This window comes from Dactylosporangium maewongense, from assembly GCF_039531485.1.
GTDB lineage: Bacteria > Actinomycetota > Actinomycetes > Mycobacteriales > Micromonosporaceae > Dactylosporangium > Dactylosporangium maewongense.
In genome coordinates this window covers 252,397-277,965 of record NZ_BAAAQD010000008.1, presented here as the reverse complement: position 1 = coordinate 277,965, position 25,569 = coordinate 252,397, and the positions used below count along the sequence as shown (strand labels likewise).

18 protein-coding genes are annotated in these 25,569 nt (G+C 71.9%); 10 read left to right on the top strand and 8 right to left on the bottom strand.

What is annotated here, in order from left to right:
- The first annotated feature begins 20 nt into the window (after positions 1-20).
- Positions 21-662, top strand: coding sequence for a hypothetical protein (locus ABD332_RS22005; RefSeq protein ID WP_344503888.1), 642 nt, complete (start codon positions 21-23; stop codon positions 660-662).
- A gap of 81 nt (positions 663-743) precedes the next feature.
- Here the strand turns inward: ABD332_RS22005 and ABD332_RS22000 are convergent, their stop codons facing one another.
- Together ABD332_RS22000 and ABD332_RS21995 are read right to left on the bottom strand one after the other, a co-directional pair.
- Positions 744-1,226 carry a DUF1269 domain-containing protein gene (locus ABD332_RS22000; protein ID WP_344503887.1) on the bottom strand — a complete coding sequence of 161 codons (483 nt, stop codon included), beginning with the start codon at positions 1,224-1,226 and terminating at the stop codon, positions 744-746.
- 592 nt (positions 1,227-1,818) lie between these two features.
- On the bottom strand, positions 1,819-2,637 hold the full coding sequence (locus ABD332_RS21995) for a DUF7144 family membrane protein (protein WP_344503886.1): 819 nt from the start codon (positions 2,635-2,637) through the stop codon (positions 1,819-1,821).
- A gap of 328 nt (positions 2,638-2,965) precedes the next feature.
- Between ABD332_RS21995 and ABD332_RS21990 the strand changes: the two genes are divergently transcribed.
- Together ABD332_RS21990 and ABD332_RS21985 are read left to right on the top strand one after the other, a co-directional pair.
- On the top strand, positions 2,966-3,838 hold the full coding sequence (locus ABD332_RS21990) for a formylglycine-generating enzyme family protein (protein WP_344504028.1): 873 nt from the start codon (positions 2,966-2,968) through the stop codon (positions 3,836-3,838).
- Positions 3,839-3,905: 67 nt separating this feature from the next.
- Complete coding sequence (locus ABD332_RS21985) at positions 3,906-6,581, top strand: winged helix-turn-helix domain-containing protein (RefSeq protein ID WP_344503885.1); 2,676 nt, start codon at positions 3,906-3,908, stop codon at positions 6,579-6,581.
- Between the two features lie 326 nt (positions 6,582-6,907).
- On the opposite strand, the gene ABD332_RS21980 is transcribed toward ABD332_RS21985, so the two are convergent.
- The 3 genes from ABD332_RS21980 to ABD332_RS21970 all read right to left on the bottom strand — a co-directional run bounded on the left by ABD332_RS21980 (position 6,908) and on the right by ABD332_RS21970 (position 11,677).
- The gene (locus ABD332_RS21980) at positions 6,908-7,759 is read right to left on the bottom strand and encodes a DUF7144 family membrane protein (protein WP_344503884.1); all 852 of its coding nucleotides are present in this window, start codon (positions 7,757-7,759) and stop codon (positions 6,908-6,910) included.
- Positions 7,760-8,091: 332 nt separating this feature from the next.
- The gene (locus ABD332_RS21975) at positions 8,092-8,778 is read right to left on the bottom strand and encodes a PP2C family protein-serine/threonine phosphatase (RefSeq protein ID WP_344503883.1); all 687 of its coding nucleotides are present in this window, start codon (positions 8,776-8,778) and stop codon (positions 8,092-8,094) included.
- Positions 8,779-8,920: 142 nt separating this feature from the next.
- Complete coding sequence (locus ABD332_RS21970) at positions 8,921-11,677, bottom strand: winged helix-turn-helix domain-containing protein (RefSeq protein WP_344503882.1); 2,757 nt, start codon at positions 11,675-11,677, stop codon at positions 8,921-8,923.
- Positions 11,678-12,445: 768 nt separating this feature from the next.
- On the opposite strand from ABD332_RS21970, the gene ABD332_RS21965 reads away from it, so the two are divergent.
- Positions 12,446-14,674 carry a SpoIIE family protein phosphatase gene (locus ABD332_RS21965; RefSeq protein ID WP_344503881.1) on the top strand — a complete coding sequence of 743 codons (2,229 nt, stop codon included), beginning with the start codon at positions 12,446-12,448 and terminating at the stop codon, positions 14,672-14,674.
- 5 nt (positions 14,675-14,679) lie between these two features.
- Here ABD332_RS21965 and metG read toward each other — a convergent pair whose 3' ends face one another.
- Positions 14,680-16,443, bottom strand: coding sequence for a methionine--tRNA ligase (gene metG, locus ABD332_RS21960; protein WP_344503880.1), 1,764 nt, complete (start codon positions 16,441-16,443; stop codon positions 14,680-14,682).
- Between the two features lie 108 nt (positions 16,444-16,551).
- On the opposite strand from metG, the gene ABD332_RS21955 reads away from it, so the two are divergent.
- On the top strand, positions 16,552-17,442 hold the full coding sequence (locus tag ABD332_RS21955; RefSeq protein WP_344503879.1) for a hypothetical protein: 891 nt from the start codon (positions 16,552-16,554) through the stop codon (positions 17,440-17,442).
- Positions 17,443-17,593: 151 nt separating this feature from the next.
- Here the strand turns inward: ABD332_RS21955 and rsmI are convergent, their stop codons facing one another.
- On the bottom strand, positions 17,594-18,454 hold the full coding sequence (gene rsmI, locus ABD332_RS21950; protein ID WP_425552267.1) for a 16S rRNA (cytidine(1402)-2'-O)-methyltransferase: 861 nt from the start codon (positions 18,452-18,454) through the stop codon (positions 17,594-17,596).
- Here rsmI and ABD332_RS21945 point away from each other — a divergent pair.
- The 3 genes from ABD332_RS21945 to ABD332_RS21935 all read left to right on the top strand — a co-directional run bounded on the left by ABD332_RS21945 (position 18,454) and on the right by ABD332_RS21935 (position 21,831).
- A complete protein-coding gene (locus tag ABD332_RS21945; protein WP_344503878.1) occupies positions 18,454-20,031 on the top strand; it encodes a dolichyl-phosphate-mannose--protein mannosyltransferase in 1,578 nt (525 codons plus the stop codon). The genes rsmI and ABD332_RS21945 overlap by 1 nt on opposite strands.
- Positions 20,032-20,130: 99 nt before the next feature.
- Positions 20,131-21,315, top strand: a complete 1,185-nt coding sequence (locus ABD332_RS21940; RefSeq protein ID WP_344503877.1) for a PP2C family protein-serine/threonine phosphatase — start codon at positions 20,131-20,133, stop codon at positions 21,313-21,315.
- A 75-nt stretch (positions 21,316-21,390) separates the two neighbouring features.
- Positions 21,391-21,831 carry a MarR family transcriptional regulator gene (locus tag ABD332_RS21935; protein ID WP_344503876.1) on the top strand — a complete coding sequence of 147 codons (441 nt, stop codon included), beginning with the start codon at positions 21,391-21,393 and terminating at the stop codon, positions 21,829-21,831.
- 743 nt (positions 21,832-22,574) lie between these two features.
- Here ABD332_RS21935 and ABD332_RS21930 read toward each other — a convergent pair.
- Positions 22,575-23,768 (bottom strand): hypothetical protein, encoded by a 1,194-nt coding sequence (locus ABD332_RS21930; RefSeq protein WP_344503874.1) that lies wholly within the window; start codon positions 23,766-23,768, stop codon positions 22,575-22,577.
- 70 nt (positions 23,769-23,838) lie between these two features.
- On the opposite strand from ABD332_RS21930, the gene ABD332_RS21925 reads away from it, so the two are divergent.
- The gene (locus ABD332_RS21925; RefSeq protein ID WP_344503872.1) at positions 23,839-24,696 is read left to right on the top strand and encodes a TatD family hydrolase; all 858 of its coding nucleotides are present in this window, start codon (positions 23,839-23,841) and stop codon (positions 24,694-24,696) included.
- Positions 24,687-25,559: a 16S rRNA (adenine(1518)-N(6)/adenine(1519)-N(6))-dimethyltransferase RsmA gene (rsmA, locus tag ABD332_RS21920; protein ID WP_425552266.1), complete on the top strand. Its 873-nt coding sequence runs from the start codon at positions 24,687-24,689 to the stop codon at positions 25,557-25,559. Before ABD332_RS21925 ends, rsmA begins: the two co-directional genes overlap by 10 nt.
- Positions 25,560-25,569 lie beyond the last annotated feature (10 nt).

Sequence of the window (25,569 nt, the reverse complement as noted above, 5' to 3'; positions counted from 1 at the left end):
CGGGGAGGGATGAGCCCAGGATGAGCGCGCTTGTCGGTGAGATCGAGCTCCGCGGCGAGAACGGGTTCGAGCTTGCCCTGAGGGGTTACCACCGCGGCCAGGTGGATCGCTACATCGCCACCCTGCAGATGCGGCTGACCACCGTGGAGACGGAGCTTGCCTCGGCGCGCTACCGGGAGCAGCAGCTCGCGGGCAAGGTCGAACGGCTCAACACGCAGGTCCGCCAGTGCACGTGCGGCGACGAGACCTCGAAGGCCGTCGGCGGCCGGATCCAGCAGATGATCGAGCTGGCCGAGCAGGAGGCCGACGACCTGCGCAAGCGGGCCGCCGAGGAGCTCGACGGCGCCCGGACCGCGGGGGAGGCGCTGCTCGCCGACGCCCGCAAGCACGCCGAGGACGCGATCCGCGACTTCCAGACCGCGCTCGCGCAACGTCGCTCGGAGGAGGCACGCGCCGAGCAGGCCCGCCGCGTGCAGTGGGACACCCGCCGCCAGCGGCAACGCGAGGCGGCCGAGAACCTCCTGGCGTCGACCCGATCCATCGGTGCCGAGAGCCTGCAGACCACCAAGAAGTTGCTCGACGCCCTGTCCGAGCAGCACGCCAAGTTGACCGCGGAGGTCGAGTCCGCGGAGAAGGAGATGGCCGACCTGCCGAATGCCTGAAGACGTTCTGCCCCGAGACGCCCGGTGGTCCACAGTGGACCACCGGGCGTCACCGTCTCCGGGGAGAGGGGAAAAGGGGGTTCAGACGAAGACCTCGTGCAGGTGGTCTTCCTGCTCCTTGGACAGGTTGGTGTGCAGGAGCTTCGGCCGGTCGCCGGCGAACGCGTCGCGGACCTTGTCGACCACGACGTCGGTGGTCAGCACGAACAGCGCGGACGTGCCCGGCTGGATCTCGTCGCGGGTGCGCTTGATGAAGTCGTCGTCGATGCCGACGTCCCTCAGTGAGCCCGCGATGGCGCCGGCCGCCGCGCCGACGGCCATGCCGAACAGTGGGATGAGGAAGATCAGGCCGAAGAGCATGCCCCAGAACATGCCGCCGAGCGCGCCCCGGCCGGTCAGGTTGTGCATCTGCCGGGTCTTGGGCTTGCTGGCGCCCTCCTCCCAGGAGACGGTCGCGGCGTCCTCGATGTTCACCAGGCCCTGCTTCGCGAGGCCCTGGAGCTTCTCGGCGGCGCGGGACGCCCCCTCGGGGGTGTCGAACTTCCAGACGGTCAACGTGGCCATGGTCGTGCTCCGTTCCGTGAGTCGGGCATTCCTTGACGAGCGTCGCTGCGCTGGACGTGCCCGGCCCCACCTGTGCGGAGTGACGATGTGCCCGCTGGCCGATCACCCCACCGGGGTGAGGACGCATCACTCTGACAGCCAGCAGGATTCCTGCCATGAACGAACTGCGGGCGGCCCTGATGGTGACTGCTGCACCGTCGATGACGGTCCGCCCGTTCCCGCCAGCCGCGGGCGTCACGTCGTCGGTGGTCCCCGGCGTGACGACCCAGCTGGGGCGTCAGGTGAACACCGTTGAGCAGGGGGTACTCAACGGGGCAGGACGAGCGGTGAACACGGCCCGCATCCTGCGCACTGGGCGCTCTTCAGCGAGGGCGGCGGGAGCCGATGGGTGGGCGGCTGATCCGGAGGAGGCCGCCCACCCATCGCAAGTCACACAGCAGGCCCGATAAGACGTCTGAACACTGAAGGACGGCGCGAGAGGCGCCGACGCGCTCCCAGGCCCGCGTCGGCGCCTCAAGCGTTTCCAGACACAGAACTGGGTGGCTGCCACGGGGGCAGCCACCCAGTTCTTTTCTGTGTGCCGCGCGGTCCCTCAGATCACGCCGTGGTCCGAGGTCGGTGCGGCGTGCCGGGGCGGGTCGGACGACCACCGGGCCGTCTCGTCGTGCCGGGAGTGCGCGCCCGGCCCGCCGACGTCGCCGTACCGCGGCGGCTGCGGTGCCTCACCGGTCGCGGGCATGTCGCCGTGCCGGCCCGGCTGGCTCGGCTGGCTCGCCTCCGCCGCGCTGTGCGCGCCCTCGTTCGGCCGCGCCGCGGGGCCCGGCCGCCCCGCCTGATACGGCCCGCTCGGTGGGTAGGGCCCCACATTCGGCCCGTACGCCGCCGACCCCGACGTCTGCGCGGCGGGGTGGTGCGGTGAGGTCGGCGCGTTCATCGGGATGCCGCTGCCGTGCCCCTGGTAGTCCACCGCCTGGTAGTCCCGGTCGGCCGCCCGGTGGCTCGCCGGGGCCGGCGTGACGGCGGGAGGCATGGACTCCGACCAGTGGACGGTGAGCGCGAAGAGGACCACCACGCTGAGTGTGATCATCAACAGCGACCACACCGGGTATGCGCCGAGCCAGCCGACCTGGATCACCATGTGCACCGCCACGATGGCGATCGCCGCCACCCGGGCGACGCTGTTGCGGGACAGCAGCCCGATCCCGGCGGCCAGCATCAGCCCGCCGAAGACCAGCATGAGGATGCCCCAGCCGGTCAGGTTCACCACGACGAGACTGTTGTTGTCGATGAACGCCACCTGGTTCTGCAGCAGCGTGACGAGTCCTTCGAGCACGTTGAGGAGCCCGATCACGACGAGCATGACGGCCGCGAAGGTGACCCAGCCGAACCACACGGCTCTGCTCTTGGTCATGGCCACTGTGTTCCTTCCTCTGCACGAGCGGGGCACCGGCAGGAGGCAGGGTCTGGCAGGTCTGACCAATGAGAGCAGGTTCGTCGTCCGGCCGCGGCGGACAAGAGAGGAGGCGCCGCGGCCGGATCCGGCGAAGCTCGTGTGGCGACCTCCCTCCCTTGCGGAAATTGCGAACCGGTGCTTTTGAGCCGATCGTTCGGGGCGACCGGATGACCGGACATCACCCGGCCCGTGTGAGTTGGATCGCCCGTCCATCGATGGACCGCCCGTCACCCGCACCGGGTGAGGACTTCTCACCCGGCGGCGCAAGCACAATGCGGTCGTGGAGATGGCCTGGATACCTGGTGGCGCGTTCGCCATGGGTGCGGACGGCTTTTATCCGGAAGAGGCGCCGGTGCGCAAGGTCACCGTCGACGGCTTCTGGATCGACTCGCATCCCGTGACGAACGCCGAGTTTGCCCTGTTCACGACGGAGACCGGCTACGAGACGGTGGCGGAGCGGCAGCCGGAGGACGAAGGTCAGCCCGGCTCGATGGTGTTCGTACAGCCGCCCGGACCTGTGCCGCTCCGCGACTGGCGGGTGTGGTGGGAGTTCCGCCCCGGCGCGTCCTGGCGACATCCGTGGGGGCCGGACTCCGACATCCGGGGCCAGTCGGCGCACCCGGTGGTCCACGTCGCCTACGAGGACGCCGCGGCGTACGCCAGGTGGGCCGGCAAGGACCTGCCGACCGAGGCGGAGTGGGAGTTCGCCGCCCGCGGCGGGCTCGACCAGGCGATCTACCCGTGGGGTGACGATCCCGAGCCGGGCCGGGCCAACATCTGGCACGGCATCTTCCCGTGGCTGGACCGCAGCGACGGCGGCCACGGCACCAGCCCCGTCGGGGCGTTCGCCGCCAACGCATACGGCCTCTTCGACGTGGTCGGTAACGTGTGGGAGTGGACGTCGGACTACTACCGGTCCGGAAATGCCAGATTCGACGTGGGTGACGATCCTCTCCAGCCCCAGGGTGAGATCGCCGACAACCCGCGGGTGGACACCCCCGCAGGGGCGGCCGTCTATGCGAGCCGGGTCGTCAAAGGCGGCTCCTACCTGTGCTCCACCGGCTATGACCACCGGTTCCGCCCCGCGGCGCGACAGCCGGAGGCGGTCGACAACGGCAGCTGTCACGTCGGTTTCCGTTGCGTTCGCCGACTCGGGTGAACACGCACTGTTATTTGTTCACCCCCTACGGGTGAGGCGACCTCACCTTTAATCGCCTCACAATCCCGTGGTCATCCGCCGTGCTGCGGTGGGTGGGAGGGGGCGAAAAACGTTGGGGCAGAAAACGCTCGTTGACACCATCACCCGTCCCGCACTGCACTTCGCAGTGCCTGAGCCGCCCCGCTATCACGTGCCACGACCGCGTCTTCTGGACGCATTGGATCGTGCGGTGGCGGGGCATTTGACATTGATCTCTGCTCCGGCGGGGTGGGGCAAGACCACCCTGTTGGCAGAATGGGTGGCGGCAGGGCGATCTCCCTGGCCGCTGGCGTGGTTGACCGTCGAGGCGCACCACGGTCCACGCTTTTGGGAACACGTGCTGGGTGCGGTCGCGGCGGCCACCGCGGAGCACCAGGTCACCGCGGCGGCGACCGACGGTGGCGAGGCACTCGACGAGCTGGTCGTGCTGCTGCGGCGGCCCGGCCCGCCGGTCGTCGTCATCCTCGACGACCTGCAGGAGCTGTCCGTCCCGCGGGTGTGGGGGGAGCTGGAGACGCTGCTTTCCCAGGCGGGAGACCGCCTGCGTCTCGTCATCGCCTGCCGGACCGACCCGGCGCTCACCCTGTACCGCTTCCGCATCCGCGGCGCGCTCGCCGAGCTGCGGAACGGGACGCTCGGCTTCACCCTCGACGAGACCGCGCAGATGCTCAACGCGCACGGCGTCCGGCTCGCCGAGTCGGCCCTCGTGGAGCTGCACGCGGTGATGCGAGGTTGGGCGGCGGGGCTGCGACTCGCCGCGCTCGCCGTGCAGGGGCACCCGGAGCCTGACAGCCTGGTGCCCCGTTTCGCGCTGCAGGACCGGGCGCTCGGCGAGTACCTCGTCGGCGAGGTCTTCGACACCCTGCCGGAGGACATCCGCGAGGTGGTCCTCTGCACCTCGGTGCTCGACCAGGTCAGCGCCGAGCTCGTGGAGGCGCTGACGGGCCGCGTCGACGGCGCCCGCATCCTGGCACAGCTCGAACACTCCAACCTGTTCGTCGTGCAGGGCAGCGGCAACGCCGGCATGTACCGGTGCCACCCGCTCTTCGGTCTCATGTTGTACGACGAGCTGCGGCACCGCCGGCCCGAGCAGGTCCGGCAGCTGCACCGCCGCGCCGCGGACTGGTTCGCCGCGCACGACTCGCCGGCCGACGCGCTGCGGCACGCGCTCGCGGCCCGCAACTGGGGCCAGGCCTCCGACCTGCTCGCCGCGAGCTGGCAGGAGCTGGTGCCGGGGGCGCGGCTGCGGACCATCAAGGAGCTGGTCCCGCCGCCGCCGCAGGAGGTCCGCAACGACCCGCGGCTGGCCCTGGCCTTCGCCGCGGAGCGCCTGGACGCCAGCGACCCGCAGGGCACGGAGACGTTCCTGCACCTGGTCGACCGCTCGCAGCACACGCTGGTCGAGTCGGCCCGCACGGCGTTGCAGCCCATCGTCGACAGCTTCCGGATGGCCGAGGCGCACCAGTCGGGCAAGCCCGAGCTGATCCTCGCCACGGCGCCGCAGCTGCTGCGCGACGACATGGGCCTCGACGACCAGGACACCGCGCGGATGCGGGCGCTCGCGCTCGTCGCCGTCGGCGGCGCGCGCCTGCTGCAGGGCGACCTGGGGGCGGCGGAGCTGGCGCTCACCGAGGCGCTCAACCTGGCCCGCCGCTGCGGCGGGATCCAGTCGCAGCTGGCCGCGCTGCGGCAGCTCGCGCAGCTCAACGCGACCCGCGGGCGGCTGACGGCGGCGATGCGCTACGGCAAGGAGGCCCTGGCCCTCGCCGACCGCGAGGGGCAGACGCAGGGCAGCGACGTGGTCTGGGCGCAGCTCACCGTCGCCGAGGTCTGCTACCTGCAGGCCAGGGTGCGGGCGGCCGAGCACTACCTGGACCGGGCACTGGACGGCGGTGGTCTGGCCGACCCGGGCCTGGTCGCGGTCGCCACGATGTCCCGGGCACACATCCGGGCCGCCGCCGGCGACGCCAGGGCCGCCTGCACCGAGCTGGCCGCGATCCGGCGGCAGCTCGCGGACTGGCGGTACACGCCCCGGCTCCAGCACTGCGTCACGCTCGCCGAGGCGGAGCTGCGGCTCGCCGCCGGCGACGTGGAGGCGGCGAAGCGGCTGCTCAACCTGGAGCCGGTGGATCTGCTGCAGCCGTGGCTGGGTGTCGTCCGAGCGAAGGCCGCCCTCGCCGAGCGCCGCCCCGCGGCGGCCCTCGGTGCGGTGCAGCCGTTCCTGGAGTACACCACCGGCTCGCTGGTGTGGACGGTCGACGCCAACCTCACCTGCGCCCGCGCGCTCCGCGCGCTCGGCGACCGGAGCAAGGCCGGCCGGGCCCTCGAGCAGGCGCTGCGCTGCGCCGAGGACGAGGGCATCCGCTGGCCGTTCGTGGCCGGCGGCCAGCCGGTCCGGGAGCTGCTGGTGACCTACCTGCCGGCGGGCAGCGGTTACCGCGGCGTCGCCGAGGACATCGCCACCGAGCTCAACGGCTTCGGCCGCCCGGCCGCCGCGGCGGGCGAGCTGGCGGAGCCCCTCACCGAACGCGAACTGGCCGTCCTGCGCTACCTGCAGGGCACCCTGTCCGCGGGCGAGATCGCCTCGATGCTCTACGTGTCCGTCAACACGGTGAAGACGCACATGAAGAACATCTACCGCAAGCTGGGGGTCGGCAGGCGGCGAGAGGTGATCGAACGGGCCCGCGAGCTGAACCTGCTCTGACAGGACAGCTCGCCGGCCACGGCAAGCGGCCCCCGGGGAATCCCCCGGGGGCCGCTGCTTTGCGCGTCCAGTTCCCGGGACGGCCCGCCCCTGTGGCGCCGTCCGGCCTCCGGTGCGGCCGCCGCTGTGCGCCGTCCGGTTCTCGGAGGGCCGTCGCTTCGCGTCGCGTCGTCCCGGCCTCCCCCGAACGGCGCTGCTCCGCGCCGTTCGGTCTGCGGGGCGGGACCACCGGCGGACACCGTACGGGGACACCCGAACGGACACAAAACAGCGGCGGCGCCCACTCCATTGGGGGCGCCGCCGCCGTCGGCGGTGGGGTGTTCGAGTTACTGGGTGACGTAAGGGCGGGCGCCGATGGCGGCCAGCTCCTCCGAGATCTCCTCGTCGTCCTCGACCATCACACCCTCGATGATCGCCGTGTCCGCCTGCGCGGCCATGAGCACCGGCAGCGGGTCCATGAGCGGGTCGAGGGAGGCGCACTGCACGGCGATGAACGAGTCGTCCATCTCGTGCACCGGCTCGGCGACGATCATCGGGACGGTGGCGTGCCCGACCGCCCGTACCCACACCTGCGGCGAGTCGAGGTCGATGACGTCGACGTCGGTGCCCACCGGAACCCTGCCGACCGCGGGCTCGAGCTCCTCGACGATGTCCACCAGGATCACGTCCTCGTGGCGCACGATCGGCCGGCCGGCCTTGTGGCGGCCCCGGTACCGGTCGTTGCGGCTGTTGCGCCGCAGCGCCAGCTTCGTGACCGACGCGATCGGCGCCTCCTCCGGCTCAACGCCGGCGGCGGCCGCCCTGCCCTTCGGCACGGTCAGGACGAACAGGATGATCACGTCGAGCGTGATCATCAGCAGCGACCATGCCGGGTACGCCCGGAGCATGGCCAGCTGCGAGATCGCGTGCAGCGCCACGATGCTGACCGCGACGGCCCGGGCGCTGGTCTTGCGGGCGCGCAGCGCGAACCCGGTGACGCCGAGGAGCACGCCGAGGGTCACCGTCGCGGTGGCCCATGTGGTGGCGCTGGTGAACGCCACGTCATTCCTGTTGAACCCGATACCACCGCTGGCGAACCCCACCAGCAGCCCTTGCGAGACGTTCAACGTGCCGACGAGCGCGAGCATCGTCGTGCCGAACGTGGTCCATTCCTTCACCACACCGCCGCCGCTGTCCATCCGCCGTACTCTCCCTACTGCCTCTGCCGTGTGCAGGATCGGTTTCAAGTGGGAAACAGTCCGGGAATACGTGTGGGCCGTGCCGGCCCCGGTCGAAACCAGGACCGGCACGGCCTATCTCCCCCGTTGTTTCTCTGTTCCCCCCGGAACAGGCCCGGATGGTCGTTCCGGACGCGCCGCCCGCGCGCCCGGAACGTCCACGTCGTGCCTGGGGAAGATGATTCGAGGGAGGCGGGTGATCAGGGATCACCCTCGATGGGTGAGGCGCCGGAGGAACCGGGGAACAGCTCCGGGTGGGGGCGCCGCGGATGGGGGAGCCGCCGCGGGTGGGGCTACCAGGCCACGGGCTCGGCGGCCAGCAGGCAGGCGTCGTCGTCGAGGTTGCCGCGCCAGGCCATGTCCAGCACCCCGTCCAGCGCGCGGTCCAGGTGCTCGGCGGGCGCGGCCGCGCGCATCGCGGCCCGGACGTCGTCGGCGAGGCCCTGGACACCCTGGTCGATGGCCTGGTCGCGGCGCTCGACGACGCCGTCGGTGTACATGAAGAGCAGCTCGCCGGGCTCGATCCGCACGGCCGCCTGCGGGTACACGGCGCAGGGCTCGACGCCGAGCGCCATCCCGGGCGGCTGGCGCAGCGGCCCGACGCCGTCCGTGTTGGCCCGCAGGATCGGCAGGTGGCCCGCGCGGGCCCAGACGAGCATCCGGTCGGCGGGGCGGAAGCGGCCGCAGACCGCGGTGGCGAGGACCGTCGCGCGGCGCCGGCACAGCATCCGGTTGAGCGCGGCGAGGATCACGCCGGGCTCGTCGCCGGCCAGGGCCAGCGCCGTCATCGACGCCCGCAGCTGCCGCATGGTGCCGGCCGCGTCCGGGCCGTGGCCCATCACGTCGCCGACGGCCAGCAGCACGTCGCCGCCCGGCAGGGCGGTGCCGAGGAACCAGTCACCGCCGACCCCGGCGATCCTGTCCGCCACTGCGTACCGCACGCCGACCCGCACGCCGTTGACCGCAACATCCGTCGTCACCACGTCACACCCCTGAGGCCTACGTCGGTCGGCGGCGGGAACACCGGCGACCGCCCATATCGTGGCCCTCACGGCCGGGTGGGTGGCTCGCCCGCAGAGGGTGGTTGGCGGAGGTGCCGGTCCCACACTGGCGGGTGAGGCGTCAGATCAGGCTGAGCTCCCGTGCCCGGCGCACCGCGTCGCGCCGCCGGCTGACGCCGAGCTTCCTGTACACGTGCCGCACGTGCGTCTTGACGGTGTTGGTCGACACGCTGAGCACCGCGGCGATCTCCGCGACCGACAGCATGCTGCGCAGGTAGAGCAGGACCTGCGCCTCCTTCTCGGTGAGCGGGTCGGGCATCGGCTCCCCCGCGGGCGCGGACCAGGCCGCGAGGCCGTCCTGCGCGGCTGAGGACGCAGCAGGGGACGCGACTGGGGACGCGACTGGGGACGCGACTGGGGACGCGGCAGGGGACACGGGGGCCGCCGCGAGAGGCTCGGGGTCGGCGGGCTCTGGGTCGCGCTGCCGGGGTGGGGTGAGCACCGGCGGCGACGCGAGGACCTCCGCGATCCAGCCGGCGTGCCCGTCGAACGGCCGGCGGATCCCCTCCGGGCCGGCCATCCGCAGCGCCTGGTCGATCTGCTCCGACGCGCCGGCCAGGTCGCCGAGCTGCCGCAGCGCCTGGGCCAGTTGCACCGTCGCGGAGACGGCGGTGACCAGCGACCCGGGCCCTTCGTCGAGGATCCGCTCGGCCACCTGCGCGGTGGCCGCCGGCCGCCCCTCGGCCAGGTGCAGGCGGCCGAGCGCCAGCAGCGGCTCGTCGGAGCCGGGCCAGTGCCGCAGCGCCTCGGCGATGACCGTGTGCGCCTGGTCCATCCGGCCGTCGAGCAGGCACAGGTCCGCGTGCAGCGCCCGCACCGTCACGTCGGCGTAGCGCGGCATCACGCCCGCACCGGTGTCCATCAGCGGCTCGAGCGCCTCCAGCACGCCGGCGTGGTCGCCGCGGTCGAAGAGCAGCAGCGCCAGGGCGATCGACCCGCTGACCCAGCCGTTGGGGTCGGGGACCGCGTTGGCGTTGACGCTCTCCTCGATGTGGAAGCGGGCCTCGTCGAGCTGGCCGCGTTCCCGGCACACGGTGGCGAGCACCAGCCGGGCGTAGCTGATGTTGCGCGACTCGGCGATCCCCGCGTCGCGGCAGCCGTCGAGGACCCGCCGCGCGCAGGCCGCCGCCGCCGACAGCCGGCCGCGGCTGAGGTGCGCGACCGCCCGCAGGCGGTTCGCCTGCACGGTGAGCAGGTTGAAGCCGGACTTGCGGGCCAGGTCGGCGCCGCGCTCCAGCTCGGCGTCGGCCTCGTCGAGCCGGCCGCCCGCCACGGCCGCGCCGGCGAAGGTCAGGTGTGCCACGGCCCGCGCCGCGTCCGCGGAGTCCGCGAAGACGTGCTCGCCCGCGGCGTCCTCGGTGCGCTCCAGCAGGCGCACCGCGGTCTCGTGGGCACGGTCGGGGTCCTCGGTGGCGGCGGCCTCCGCGAGCCGCATCGCCGCGAGGAGCTCGGCCTGCAGCGTCCCTGGCGCCTCGCCGAGGCCGCGCTCGCCGAGCCGGATGAACGCCGACATGCCGACCATGTCGCCGGTGTCGCGGCACGACAGGGCGAGCGCGAAGGCGAGCATCGGCCGCTCGGCGATGTCGTGCGGCGGCTGGGGCCCGTCCCGGGTGGTCAGCGCCCGCGGCCCCGAGCCGGCCAGCTCCGGCCAGTACTGGAGGAACAACCGCTCGGTCGAGACCCAGTCGCCGCCCGCGATGGCGTGCGTCAGGGCGTCGCTGGGCAGCCCGTTCGCCGCGTACCAGCCGGCCGCCGCCCGGTGCAGGGCCCGCTCCTCGGCGAAGGACAGGGTGGTGCGCAGCTCGGCGCGCAGCATCGCCCGCAGCAGCCTGCGGTAGCGGTACCAGGAGTGCGAGCCGCCGTAGAAGCTGGCGAGCGAGTTCGCGCGGCTCATCTGGGCGAGCAGCCGGGCGCCGCCGCGGCCGCCCGTGAGCGCCTCGACCAGGCCGGGGCAGACCGTCTCCAGGATCGAGGTCCGCAGCATGACCTCGCGGATCTCCGGGTCGAGGTGCTGCAGGATCTCCCGCCGGACGTACTCGCTGAGCCCGACCTCCTCGTTGAGCCCGGCCTCACCCAGGATGATGTCGGTGACCAGCCGCTCCGGCTCGTGCCGGCCGACCATCGCCGACAGGATCACCGCGACCGCCGCCGGCCAGCCCTCGGTCACGTGCCAGAGCGCGTAGCGGAAGTGCTGGGCGAGGCGCACCCCGTAGCCGTCGGCGAGGCCGGTGACCTCGTCCTGGGTGAGGGCGAGGTGATCGGTGCGCAGCTCGTTGAGCTGGCCGCGGACCCGCCACCGGTAGAGCGACAGGGGCGGCTCGGTCCTGGCGAGGATGAGGAAGCTGATCCGGTCGCCGAGGCGGGTGATGAGCCGCTCGAGCCGCCGCAGCACGGTGTGGTTGGCGACGTGGTGCAGGTCGTCGAGGACGACGACGGCGCGCTCGTAGTGGTGGGCGTTGCTCCACGCGTAGGTGGCCGGGTCGACGGCGATGCCGGCGGCGGTGAGCGCGTTCGTCAGCTGCCGCCATGCCCCGGCCCCGCAGTTGGCCTCGAACCGCACGTACGCGGCGCGCCCGGGTGCCCGGCCGGCGGCGATCCACGACGCCACCAGGACGGTCTTGCCCCAGCCGGTCGGTGCGCACAGCAATGTCACGGGGTGTGACACCGCGGCGTCGAGCTGCTCCATGAGCCGGTCTCGCGCGAGGTGTACCGCCGGCAGCTCGGGCGCGTCGCCGCGCCGCTCGGTGGCGGGTGCCTCGGTCGGCCGGATCGGCCCTGTCCAGCTGCGGAACCGCTCGGCGGCGTCGTTGTGCGCCAACTTGTCAAGAGTGCTCTCGCGTGGACCGCCGTGCTGGCTGCTCTGCACCGTCACTCCCGTGGACGCGTTTGAGACGTGCTGGGCGACCCTTCACCGAGGGATGGAATTCGTCGGAGAACCGACGCCGACCACCATAGATCTCCACGCGTCCGGAGGGGAGACCCCATATTTGGCTGCTTCGATTGTAGGAGTACAAACATTGACGAACATCTCATGATTGAGCGTTCTATTCATAGATACCCCCCAATTAATAGCGGCACCTTGTCGTACAGCGGGTGTGCGAGCGCTGGGGTGATGCATGGCATTTGTCCAGTTTTGCTGTCCGTGTCAGTTCTAACGGACAGTCTTCGGGGCTACACAGCGTGAGCCCTGGTTTGGAGGAGTCGCGCGGCGCTGTGCGGGGGTGTGGGGAATGGTCCGGTTCGACCGGAACCGGACCCTTCACGCGTGCCTTCTTCGATCGTCCCTGGTGCCGCGGCGGCATGTCGACACGCTTTTTACTCATGTGGGTGTCTGTAGCTACTCATAGAGACGTATGACATCGATGTTTTTTACGGAGAATTACAACGATGTCATCAACGACACTCCTCATCGCGATCGGGCTTTTCGCTCAAACCCGTGCCATTCTGCAAGTTGCACATCGCAGGAACCGGCATTGGGGGCAAACCGGGCGCGCTGCGTGACCGATCCGCGGTTGGGACCATTGCGCCCGGGGCAGGTTGTTGGTTTGGATGGTTCGTCCGTGAATGTGCCAAGACCGGAGGCCCGGTGTACGACCTCAACAGCCTCTCCCTGAGCGAGATCGTGCGCTGCGGGACCGAGGTGCGTGCGGTCGCGGCGAAGGGCGACGACCTTTCCGGTGCCCTGTATGACGTCGCGGAGCTGCTTCACGAACGCATTCGGGACGGTGCCGCCGGCCCGTCCGCCTTCTCCTGGCTCCGCCTGGCCGCGGGGGAGACGATCGTCACGACCGCGCCCGCCGGCGTCCTTCCGGCCGGAGGGTGGGGTGCGACGGGCGACTGGCGGGCGCCCGGTGCGATGCCCGCGGGGGTGCAGCTGCGCGAGGTCGACGACGATCCGGTGCGGACCGTGCTGGCCGTCGGCTGCGCCGGCCACCACCTGCTCGCCGGCGTCACCGTCCGGCTCGACCAGCAGACCGCCGACCTGTTCGAGCTGATCGTCCTCAACCTCCGGATCGGCCTGCACCGCCACGCCGACCCGGGGGACGCCGCCGCCCGCGAGGAGGCGTACGGCGACCTGCTCGGCGCCGTGGAGCGGGCCGCCGAGCGGCAGGCGGCCCGGCTGGAGCGGACCGTCGCCGAGCTCGCCGACGCCGCCGCGCGGCTGCGCCGCAGCCAGCAGGAGCTGCGCGAGCGGGAAGGCCGGCTGCGGGAGGAGACGAGCCTCGTCGAGGCGCTGCACTCCGTCGGCACCGAGCTGTCGTCGGAGCTCGACGTCGACCGGGTCGTGCAGCGCGCCACCGACGTCGCGACCGGCCTCACCGGCGCGGCCTTCGGCTCGTTCTTCTACAACGTCACCGACGAGCTCGGCGAGTCGCACCAGCTGTACTCGCTGTCCGGGGTGTCCAAGGAAGCGTTCGCGAAGTTCCCGCTGCCGCGCAACACCAGCGTGTTCGACCCGACGTTCCGGGGCGTCGGGTACCTGCGCAGCGACGACATCAGGAAGGACCCGCGCTACGGGCACAACCCGCCGTACACCGGCATCCCGTCGGGGCACCTGCAGGTCGTGAGCTACCTGGCCGTGCCCGTCGTCTCCTCCACCGGCGAGGTCCTCGGCGGCTTCTTCTTCGGCCACCCGCAGGTCGCCCGGTTCACCGAGCGGCACGAGCGCCTCGCCGTCGGCATCGCCGCGCACGCCGCGGTCGCGCTCGACAACGCCCGCATGTACCTGCGCCAGCGCGACGCCGCCGTCGAGCTGCAGCGCAGCCTCCTGCCCAGGATCCCGCGGGTGGACGGGATGGAGGTCGTGTCGCGGTACCTGCCGGCGGCGAAGGGCGTCGAGGTCGGCGGCGACTGGGTCGACCTGGTGCCGCTGTCCGCCGGCCGGGTCGCCCTCGTCGTCGGCGACGTGATGGGCAAGGGCATCCGCGCCGCGGCGGTGATGGGGCAGCTGCGCACGGCGATCCGCTCCTACGCGTCGCTGGACCTCGCCCCCGGCCAGCTCATGCGCCAGCTCAACACGCTGCTCGCGGCCGACGACGACACGCAGATGGCGTCGTGCGTCTACGCGGTCTACGACCTGGTGCACGGCACGCTCAGCTACGCCAACGCCGGCCACCCGCCCGCCGTCGGCGTCCTGGCCGGCCAGCCGACCCGGCTGCTGACCGGGCCCGTCGGGCCGCCGCTCGGGACGGCCGACTTCCCGTACACCGAACAGGTCGTCGCGGTCCCCCCGGGAGAGGCGCTCCTGCTGTACACCGACGGCCTCATCGAACGGCGCGACCGCAACATCGAGGACCGGCTCGCCGACCTCCAGGCACGGATCGCCCTGCACCCGCGACCGACCCTGGCCGCGATCGACGACCTCGTCGCCGGGATGGTCGACCCGGCCCATCACGAGGACGACATCGCGGTCCTCTATGTCCGGCAGCCGCCGACCGAGGTGCCGCTGACCGCGGTCGCGGCCTACCCGGCGGTGGCGTCCGAGAGTCGCGCGGCCCGCCGCTTCGTCCAGGAGACCCTGCGCGGGTGGGACGTGCCCGGCGAGCGCACCGACACCGCCGTCGCGGTCGTCGCGGAGCTCTTCGCCAACGCGGCGACCCACGCCCGCACCCGCCACGTCGAGCTGCGCCTGCACCTGCTGCCGGCCCACGTCGCGATCGAGGTGTTCGACCAGGACAACCGGCTGCCGTTCCTGATCGAGCCGACCTTCGACGACGAGCACCACCGCGGCCTGCAGATCGTCCGCGCCAGCTCCGACCGCTGGGGGACCCGCGCCGTCGCCGACGGCAAGATCGTCTGGGCGGAGATCCCCTAGCGCGGTCAGCTCTGCAGCCGGGCCAGCTCCTCCTCGACGATCGACTCGTCCAGCTTCTTGAACACCGGCGTCGGCGCCGACAGCGGCGTGCCCGCGACGATCGCCTCCGGCACCCACGTCGCGCCGTCCGTGTAGTCGCCCGTGAGGATGGGGTACGTGAGGCCGTTGTCCAGGTCCTCCACGTCGACGATCCGCGGCATGGGCGCGTGCACGCCGGTGCCGCCGAGCAGCTCGTGGATCTGCTGGGCGGCGTGCGGCAGGAACGGCGTGAGCAGCGTGTTGCAGTCGCGCACCGCCTGCAGGGCGACGTGCAGGACGGTGCCCATCCGGGCCTTGTCCTCCTTGAGCTTCCACGGCGACTGGTCGGAGAAGTACTTGTTGACCTCGCCGACGATCCGCATCGCCTCGGTGATCCCGGCCTTCTGCCGGTGCTTGGCCAGCAGGTCGCCGACGCTGCCGAACCCGGCGCGGACCGCCTCCAGCAGCGCGGTGTCCTCGGCCGTCAGCTCACCGGCGGCCGGGATCTCCCCGAAGTTCTTCGCGGCCATCGAGATCGAGCGGTTGACCAGGTTGCCCCAGCCGGCGACCAGCTCGTCGTTGTTGCGCCGGCGGAACTCCGACCAGGTGAAGTCCGTGTCCGTCGCCTCCGGGCCGGCGACCGCGATGAAGTAGCGCAGGGCGTCGGCGTCGTACCGCTGCAGGAAGTCGCGGACGTAGATGACGACCCGGCGGGAGGAGGAGAACTTCTTGCCCTCCATCGTCAGGTACTCCGACGACACGACCTCGGTCGGCAGGTTGAGCGCGCCGAGCGAGCCCGGCTTCGGCGCCGAGTAGCCCAGCAGGATCGACGGCCAGATCACCGAGTGGAAGACGATGTTGTCCTTGCCCATGAAGTAGAACGCCTCGGCGTTCGGGTCCTGCCACCACTTCCGCCACGCCTCGGGGTCGCCGCTGCGGCGGGCCCACTCGACCGAGGCCGACAGGTAGCCGATGACCGCGTCGAACCAGACGTAGATGCGCTTGTCGTCGCGGTCGCGCCAGCCGTCGAGCGGGATCGGCACGCCCCACTCCAGGTCCCGGGTGATCGCGCGCGGCTGCAGGTCGGCGATGAGGTTGCGGGAGAACTTCAGCACGTTGGGCCGCCAGCCTTCGCGCGTGTCGAGCCAGGCGTTGAGCTGGTCCGCGAACGCGGGCAGGTCCAGGAAGAAGTGCTCGGTCTCCACGAACTCCGGCGTCTCGCCGTTGATCTTCGACCGCGGGTTGATCAGCTGGTCGGGGTCGAGCTGGTTGCCGCAGTTGTCGCACTGGTCACCGCGGGCGCTGTCGTAGCCGCAGATCGGGCACGTGCCCTCGATGTAGCGGTCGGGCAGCGTCCGGCCCGTCGACGGCGACCGCGCGCCGAGCGTCGTCTTGGCGATGATGTACCCGTTGTCGTGCAGGCCCTGGAAGAGCTCCTGCACCACCTGGTAGTGGTTGCCGGTCGTGGTGCGGGTGAACAGGTCGTAGGTCAGGCCGAGCCCGTGCAGGTCCTCGACGATCACGCGGTTGTACCGGTCGACGAGCTCGCGCGGGGTCACCCCCTCCGCGTCGGCCTGGACCTGGATCGGGGTGCCGTGCTCGTCGGTGCCGGAGACCATCAGCACGTCGTGGCCGGCCATCCGCATGTAGCGGCTGAACACGTCGGAGGGCACTCCGAAGCCGGACACGTGACCGATGTGGCGCGGCCCGTTGGCATAAGGCCAGGCGACCGCGGCGAGAACACGACTCATGACCTGAAAGCGTAGTGACCCGTCCTGACCTTCGGCGAACGGATAGTTTCTCCCGACACGCTAGGGGACGTCCGAAATCTCCGGTATGACCCGTTGTCCAATGAAAACGTGAGCGAAGAAGCGTGGTGGCAGGGCCAGGCCGCCGGAATCCCACCGAAACCAGCCGACGGCTTCCCGCTGTGGCCGACCACGTCGACCACCACGGTGCGGGCGCCGGTCCACGACGAGCCGGGCACGGACCTGGTGCCGGCGGCCGCGGGCCTCGCTCCCGATCTCGTCGACCCCGCGGCGCACGACGCGGGGGCGACCGCCGTCATCGAGCACCTCCAGCAGGCCACCGCCCAGCTGGAGGAGACGGCGACGCAGCTGTCCTCACTGTCCGGCGGCGAGCAGCCGTCCGGCGGGCAGCTGTCCGGCACGGGCGAGGCGTGGCCGCCGCCCGCGATGCGGGTCATGCGCCGGCCACGCGACGCCGCCCGCACCTCCCCGCCGCCGGTCCGCCTGCCGCGCAAGCCCAAGCGCCTGCGCAGCCCCGCGGCCGGCCTGCTTGCAATGCTGCTGATCGCGCTGCTGGCCGGCTTCTTCGCCTGGACCAGCGCCGAGCCGTTCTTCCTCGACATGGGCCAGGGCGAGGCCGGCCACGCCCAGGTCACCCGCTGCCGTGGTGACGGCGTCCTGCGCCGGTGCTACGTGACGTTCCAGCCCGACAAGGGTCCCGCGGTCGCCGGTGTACCCCTGGTCGGCGCCGACGAGGATCCCGGCGCGGTCCTCGACGCCCGGATGCGCGAGGGCGGGCGGATCGCGTACGCCGGCAACCCCACGGGGCTGCGCGTCCGCTGGACCGTCGGCCTGGCGCTGATCCTGCTGTGCGGCGCCGCCCTGTGCTGGGCCACCGGCGCCGGCCGCCTGGGCCGCCTCCGCACCCGCCTCGCCGCCTACGCCCTCACCGCCGCCGCCCCGCTGGTCCTGGCCCTCGGCGTCCTCGTGAGCTCCTACTGACCCCGCCGCTGCCGCCTCGTGATCCGGAAGACTTCGTGTCGCTCTGGCAGCACGAACTCTTCCGGATCACGGCGGCGGGCGCACTCGTACACGGGCGTCGCATGATCCGGAAGACCTTGTGCGGTCGTGGCTCCGGATCGCGGCGGAAGTTTCACGCGTGAGCGGCGGCGTAGACCTCGCGGCGGGGGAGGCCGAAGCGGGTCGCCACCTCGGTGATCGCGTCCTTCTTGGACGTGCCGGCGGCGACCAGCGCGGCGACCGAGGCGGACAGCGCGGCGTCGGAGGGGCGTTCCTGCGGCACCGCCGGCGCCCCGCCGACCACCAGGGTGATCTCGCCGCGCGCCGATTCCGCGTCCTCGGCCAGCTCGCCGAGGGTGCCGCGGCGGATCTCCTCGTACGTCTTGGTGAGCTCGCGGCACAGCGCCGCCGGGCGGTCGGCGCCGAAGGCCGCGGCCAGGTCGCGCACGGTGTCGCCGACGCGGTGCGGGGACTCGAAGAAGACCAGGGTGCGCGGCTCGGCGGCCAGGGACGCGAAGTACGTGCGCCGCTCGCCCTGCTTGCGCGGCGGGAACCCCTCGAAGCAGAACCTGTCGCAGGGCAGCCCCGACACCGCCAGGGCCGTCGTGACGGCGCTCGGGCCCGGGGCGGCGCTCACCGGTACACCCAACGCCACCGCGGCCCGGACGAGCCTGAACCCGGGGTCGGAGACGCTGGGCATGCCGCCGTCGGTCACCACGGCGACGGTCGCCCCGGTGGCGAGCAGGTCCGCGAGCTCGGGCGTGCGGCGCTCCTCGTTGCCCTCGAAGTAGGAGACGAGCCGGCCGCCGATCGTCACGCCGAGGTGCTGGGCGAGGCGGCCCAGCCTGCGGGTGTCCTCGGCGGCGACGACGTCGGCGGAGGCCAGGACCGAGCGCAGCCGGGGCGAGGCGTCCTCGGGATTACCCAAAGGAGCTCCGAGCAGAATCAATGGCACATGTGCGATGGTGGCATCCCACCGCCTACGATCGCGCAATGACCTCGGTGCTGACCGACGCAAGCGAGACGCCGCCGCCGGCGGCGGAGCCGTCCTGGGATGGAACCGCCCACCCGGTCGCCGACGCGGTGCGTCGCCGGCTCGCCCGTCCCGGACCCGCCACCCCGGCCTTCTGGCTGGCGGCGATCCTGGTCACCGCGATCGGGCTGCTCCTCCGGATGGTGAACCTCGCACATCCAAAGGAGACGATCTTCGACGAGGTCTACTACGCCAACGAGGCGTGGGACCTGCTCCAGCACGGCGTCGAGTGGAACCCCGAGGACAACACCCCGCAGTATGTGGTCCATCCGCCGCTCGGCAAGTGGATGATCGGGCTCGGCGAGCAGATCTTCGGGTACAACTCCTTCGGCTGGCGCATCGCCGCCGTCACGGTCGGCGTCGTGTCGATCCTGCTGATCGTCCTCGCCGCCCGGAAGCTCTTCCGCTCCACGATCCTCGCCGCCACCGCCGGCCTGCTGATGTCCCTGGACGGCATGCACTTCGTCCTCTCGCGGGCCGCGCTGCTGGACATCTTCCTCATGTTCTGGATCGTGGTCGCCTTCTACTTCCTGGTCCTGGACCGCGAGCAGCGGCGCGCCAAGTGGCTGGCGGCGCTGGAGCGCGGCGTCGACCCGAGCCGCCCCGGCCCGGCCAACCGGCCCCGCCTCGGCGTCCCCTGGTACCGGCTGGCCAGCGCCGTCTCGCTGGGCCTCGCGTGCGGCGTCAAGTGGAGCGCGCTGTGGTACGTGCTGCTCTTCGTCGCGCTGACCCTGATCTTCGACATCAGCGCCCGCCGCGCGGCCGGGTCGCGGCACAGCGTCCGGGACGGCATCCTCGACGACGGCCGCTGGATGGTCGTCATGGTGGGTCTCGCGCTGGTGACGTACCTCGCGACCTGGACCGGCTGGTTCCTGTCCGACGACGGCTACTTCCGGCACTGGTACGCGCAGGCGAACGGCCGTCCGAGCGACCGGCCGATCATCGACCCGCTGCTCAACCTGTGGCACTACCACCACGAGGCGTACAAGTTCCACACCGGGCTGAGCTCGAAGCACCAGTACCAGTCGTGGCCGTGGATGTGGCTGCTGCTCGGCCGCCCCGTGGCGTTCTACTGGAACACCGACGGCCCGTGCGACGCGAGCAGCTGCGCGTCGGAGATCCTGCTGCTCGGCACGCCCGTGCTGTGGTGGTCGTTCCTGCCGGCGCTGCTGGCGCTCGGCTGGCTGGCGATCGCCCGCCGCGACGGCCGGGCCTGGCTGATCATGGTCTGCGCCCTGGCCGGCATCGTGCCGTGGTTCCAGTCGATGCCCGAGCACCGCACGATGTTCTACTTCTACGCGCTGCCCGCCGAGCCCTTCCTGGTCCTCGCCGTGGTGTACGTCCTGGGCGCCATCATCGGACCCCCGCGGCACGTCAAGCCCGCCAGCGACCACCGGCTGATCGGTTCGATCGTCGTAGGTGCATATGTTTTGCTCGTAGCGGCATGTTTCGCCTATTTCTACCCGATCTATAGTGGAATGGACATTACGTACACCGAATGGTTCTCTCGGATGTGGCTCGGCTCTCGCTGGGTGTAACTCCGACGGGAGCCTGGGTATCACCTGACTCGACAGACTGCCTTATATTATTTGCCGCACGGCAAGCAAAGGCTTCGGTCGCGGATGGTGAAGGGTCACATGTCCGGCGTTGGCTCCATCGAGAAGGCTTTGCGCACCGCCCCACCGGATCGGTTGGTGGAGGTGCTCGACGCCCACCTGAGCGCGTCACACGGGACGAAGAGCAGCACCGTGTGGCTCGCCGACTACCGCTCGACCTCGCTGTCCCCCAGCGGCGTCGAGCCTGACGGCACGGACGACCTGCTGACGTCGGCCACCAGGGCGTTCGCCAGCCAGACGGTCGTCGTGGACGCCCGCGAGGGGCAGTCGCTGGCCCGGCTGCACCTGCCGATCACGGCGTGGGGCGAGCGCGTCGGCGTGCTCAGCGTGGTGCTGGACGCCGACCGGGCGCAGCAGGCGCGGGAGGGGCTGCGCGAGCTGGCCGGCACCTTCGCCGTGGCGTTGCAGGCGGTGTACCGGCGGACCGACCGCTACCACATGGACCGCCGCCGCAACGGCAGGCTGACGATGGCCGCCGAGATGCAGTGGGACCTCCTGCCCGCCCGGGGCTACGACCAGCCCGGCGTGAAGCTCGCCGGGCAGCTGGAGCCCGCGTACGCCGTCGGCGGCGACCACTTCGACTGGTCCATCAACGGCGACTGGCTCACCGTCACCGCCCTCAACGGGATGGGCACCGGCCTGGATGCCGCGCTGCTCACCACCCTCGCCGTCAACGCGATGCGCAACGCCCGGCGGTCCATCCCCACCGGCCTCAGCGCCCCCGGCGACCTCGCCGACCAGGCCGTCCTCGCCGCCGACGCGATCTATTCGCAGTACGGCGGCACCCGCCACGTGGCGACCCTCCTGCTGTCGCTCAACCTCGCCACCGGCGACCTGCGCATCATCGACGCCGGCTCGCCCCGCATGCTCCTGGTCCGCGGCGGCCAGGTCCGCGACATGGTCCTCGACCCGCAGCTGCCGCTCGGCATGTTCGGCGACACCAGATACGTCGAGGAGCAGGAGCGTCTCCAGCCCGGTGACCGCGTCTTCATCGTGAGTGACGGTGTGCACTCGGCTACCCGGCCGAACGAGGCCGCGTACGGTGAGCGGGAGTTGAGCCGTGCCATACGATCGACCCGGTTGCAACCACCGGCCGAGGCGATCAGCAGCGTCATGCGGAGCCTGCGCGACTATCATGCAGGCGCCGAGCTCGCCGACGACGCGCTGATCGTCTGCCTCGACTGGTCGCCCAGAGCCGACCCGTGATCCCCGCGAACCCCGGAGGACGACGTGCGGACCCGACCCTCACCGCACCCGGCTGGCAGTGACGACGCGGCCTCGATGGCCGCTGCCCTGGTCGACGCCGCGGGCCAGGCACTGGTGCTCGCCACCAGCGCCGCCAACGACAACTCCGGCGTGTCCGCCGCCCAGCTCCGCGTCCTGGGCGTCGTCGACCAGGCCGGCTCGATCAACCTGACCCAGCTGGCGATCGCGCTGCACACCGCCCCGTCGTCCGCCAGCCGCCTCTGCGACCGCCTCGAGGCCGCCGATCTGCTGCGCCGCACCAACGACGACCGCGACCGGCGCGAGGTCTGGCTGGTGCTCACCCCCACCGCCCGCCGCCTGCTCGACGGCCTGGGCCGCCAGCGCCAGGAGACGATCGCCGCCGTCCTGCGCCGCATGTCCCCGGACGACCGGGCCGCCCTGGTCCAGGGCCTCCAGTCCTTCTCCCACGCCGCCGGCACCCCCGTCGCCGACTCCTCCAAGGCCCAGGCCAGCTAGCGCTGCAATTCCCCCACCGCTGCCGCGCCGGGCCCCGTCGGGGATGCTGTACTTCCGCCCCACCGCTGCCGCGGCGGGTCCCGGCGGGGATGCTCACCCGCGGCCCCAATGCGCCGCTCCGCGACGCACTGCCCGCGCCGAGACGCGATGCAGGCCAAGCGGCGCATGCGCGCCGCATCCGGTGGGGACCGGCCGTCGCGAGTGCCCCGGCTTGATCCAAGGACAGATCTGGCCGCCCGCACAGCCACGATTGTCCTTGGATCACGTGGTCAAGCCCCGCGACGGCACTGCCGCCTGGTCCGGGCGCCGGTGCTGCGTCCGCCGCCATGATCCATGGACGGATCCGGCTATGCCCGCGGCCAGGGTTGTCCTTGGATCACATGGTCAAGGTCAGCGTCGGTGCGGGCAGGCGTCGAGGTGGCCTCTGTGCGTGCGGAGTCGGGGGCTGGTTGTGGGTGCCCGGCTTGATCCAAGGACGGACCTGGCCGCCCGCACGGCCACGGTTGTCCTTGGATCATGTGGTTGAGCCTCGTGGCGGTGCTGTCGCCTGGTCCGGGTGCTGGTGTTGCGTCCGCCGCTGTGATCCATGGACGGATCTGGCTGTGTCCGCGGCCCGGGTTGTCCTTGCCGCTTGGTCTGCCTCGCGTCATAGCCCGGGCAGTGCGTCGCGGGGCGGCGCATTGGGGCCGCGGGTGGGAATTCCCGCCGGGGCCCGCCGCGGTAGCGGTGGGGGAATTACAGCGTCACAGGTCGAACCAGTGGTCTTCCTCGCGGGCGTCGGTGACCTCGGCGCCGGGGGCCCAGGCCTCGTAGAGGCCGCGCTCCACGCAGTGGGCGCCCAGGCGGGCCACCGCGTCGCCGTCGGGGCGGCTCAGGCGCAGGCGCAGCCAGTCGCCCTCCTCGCGGATGACGGTGCAGGGTGCGTCGCGCCAGGTGGCGGAGGGGACGCGGCGGGCCAGGGCGTCCAGCGGGTAGCGGGCGGCGCGGGTCTTCGCCGCGACCCGGAACTCGCCCGGCGGGTCGACGATCGCCTCGTAGACGTTGTCGCGGTAGCGGCCGACGTACCGGCTCAGGGGAGTGGTGGTCGGGAAGTACTCCTGGTCGGCGGCGATCGTGTCGGGCAGGAGGTGGCGCCACTGCGGGCCGTGCATGCGGCTCCACGCGCGCTGCTCCGGTAAGTACGTGTAGAGCGTCACCTCGGTGCCGTCGCTGGTGTAGGCGACCAGGGACGTGTTCGCCGGGACGGGGAGCTCGGCCAGGTCGCGGGTCACGAACTCGGGCACGATGTGCCGGCCGCTCGGGCTGAAGCCGGTGCCGATGACGGGGGAGCCGAGGCGGTCGTGCGGGGGCATCGAGACCAGGCCGCCGTACGAGTCGGCGAAGGGCACGTCGTAGTCCCACGGGTCCACGGCCCGCCAGCGGATCGCGAAGACGACGTCTTCGGGGGATGAGGACGAGCTGAGGATCGCCAGGTCCTGCGGGGTGCGCAGGTGGGCGACGTCGAAGGCGCGGTAACAGAAGCCGCTGATCGGCCAGCCGCGCAGGTGGCCGCCGAGCTGCCGGCCCGTCAGGAACTTGATCATGCGGGTGCCGCGGCGGACCGCGGCCGTGCGGCGGATCGGGGCGATCCACTCGGCGGCGGACGGGGTCTGCGTGAGCTTGTGCAGGCCGGTCCAGTCCAGCGTGCGGGTGACGGGCATCAGCAGCGGCTCGTCCTCGTACACGGACAGGCCGCCGGCGACGACCTCCGTGACGTGCACGAAGCGGCGGAACGGCCAGCGGGCGCCCGGCCGCGGGTTGGGCAGGAAGCCGGGAGCGGGCTGCGTCGCGTACACCTCGAACGCCGCGCCCTGCGCGATCTCCTCGGCGGGGTAGGTGGTCCCGTCGAGCGTCACGCTGTGGGTCGCGGACCCTGCCGTATGCCCGATGACTGTCACCTTCGCGACGCTAAGACCGCCTGGTGAACGAATCGTGAACGCGGAACCGGAGGTGGCATGCTTATGGCCGATGAGTGCGAGAAAACACAGCCGGCAGGGGGAGTTTCCCCCTGCGCCGGAAGCATTGCCGGTCGCGGTGCTGGACAGCCACACCCATATCGACATCACCCTGGAGGGTGACGGACAAAACGGGCCGTCGACGGTCGCGGAGGCGCTGGACCGGGCGAAAGCCGCCGGGGTCGACCGCCTCGTGCAGGTCGGCGTCGACGTGGAGTCGTCGCGGTGGGGTGTACAGGTGGCCGAGGAGCACCCGGACGTGGTGGCGACCGTCGCGCTGCACCCGAACGACGCGCCGCGGCAGGCCGACCTGGACGGCGCGCTGCGGGAGATCGAGCGGCTCGCCGCCCACCCGCGGGTCCGTGGGATCGGCGAGACCGGGCTGGACTACTTCCGCACCGGCGACGACGGCCGCAAGGCCCAGCACGAGAGCTTCCGGGCGCACATCAGCATCGCCAAGCGATACGGCAAGACCCTCGTCATCCACGACCGCGACGCGCACGACGACATCCTGCGGGTCCTCGACGAGGAGGGCTCGCCCGACCAGGTCGTCCTGCACTGCTACTCCGGCGACGAGGCGTTCGCGCGGGAGTGCCTCGACCGGGGATACCTGCTGAGCTTCGCCGGCACGCTCACCTTCGGCAACGCGAAGGACCTGCGCGCCGCGGCCGCGATCACGCCGCTGGACGGGCTGCTGGTGGAGACCGACGCGCCGTTCCTGACCCCGGTGCCGTTCCGCGGCCGGCCCAACGCCAGCTACCTGATCCCGCTGACCGTCCGGGCCCTGGCCGAGGTGGCCGGGCACGACCTGGACACGCTGTGCGCCGCGATCTCGGCAAACGGCACCCGAGCGTTCGGCGAATGGCGATGACGCTGCTCGGCCCGGCGGAGATCCGGGAGCTGGCCGCGGAGCTGGGCGTGCGGCCCACCAAGCAGCTCGGGCAGAACTTCGTCCACGACCCCAACACCGTCCGGCGGATCGTCCGCGCCGCCGAGCTGAGCGCCGACGACGTCGCGCTGGAGGTCGGTCCGGGCCTGGGCTCGCTGACCCTGGGGCTGCTGGAGGTGGCGGACAAGGTCTGCGCGGTGGAGATCGACCCGGTGCTCGCGAAGGCGCTTCCGGCCACCGTACAGCGGTTCGCTCCCGAGCAGGCCGGGCGGCTGCACGTGATCGAGGGCGACGCGCTGCGGGTCGACGTCGACCAGAAGCCGACCGCGCTGGTGGCGAACCTGCCGTACAACGTCGCCGTGCCCGTCGTGCTGCACCTGCTGGCCACGCTGCCGTCGCTGCGCAAGGGCCTGGTCATGGTGCAGAAGGAGGTCGCCGACCGGCTCGTCGCGGGTCCGGGCAGCCGCGTCTACGGCGTCCCGAGCGTGAAGCTCGCCTGGTACGCGACGGCGAAGCAGGCCGGCAAGGTGCCGCCGAGCGTCTTCTGGCCGGTGCCCAACGTCGACTCGGGTCTCGTCGCGTTCACCCGGCGGGAAACACCGCTCGAGGAAACCGGCGACGCGGAGGCCGGCAGGAAGGCGACCTTCGCGGTCGTGGACGCGGCCTTCGCGCAGCGCCGCAAGACGCTGCGGGCCGCCCTGGCGGGCTGGGCCGGCGGGCCGGACGCCGCCGAGCGGATCCTGCGGGCCGCCGGCGTCGACCCCGGCGCGCGGGGAGAGCAGCTCACGGTGCATGACTTCACCCGTATCGCGAGCCAGCGGCAGGCGCAGCCGTCGCACGGGTAGGGTGCACCAC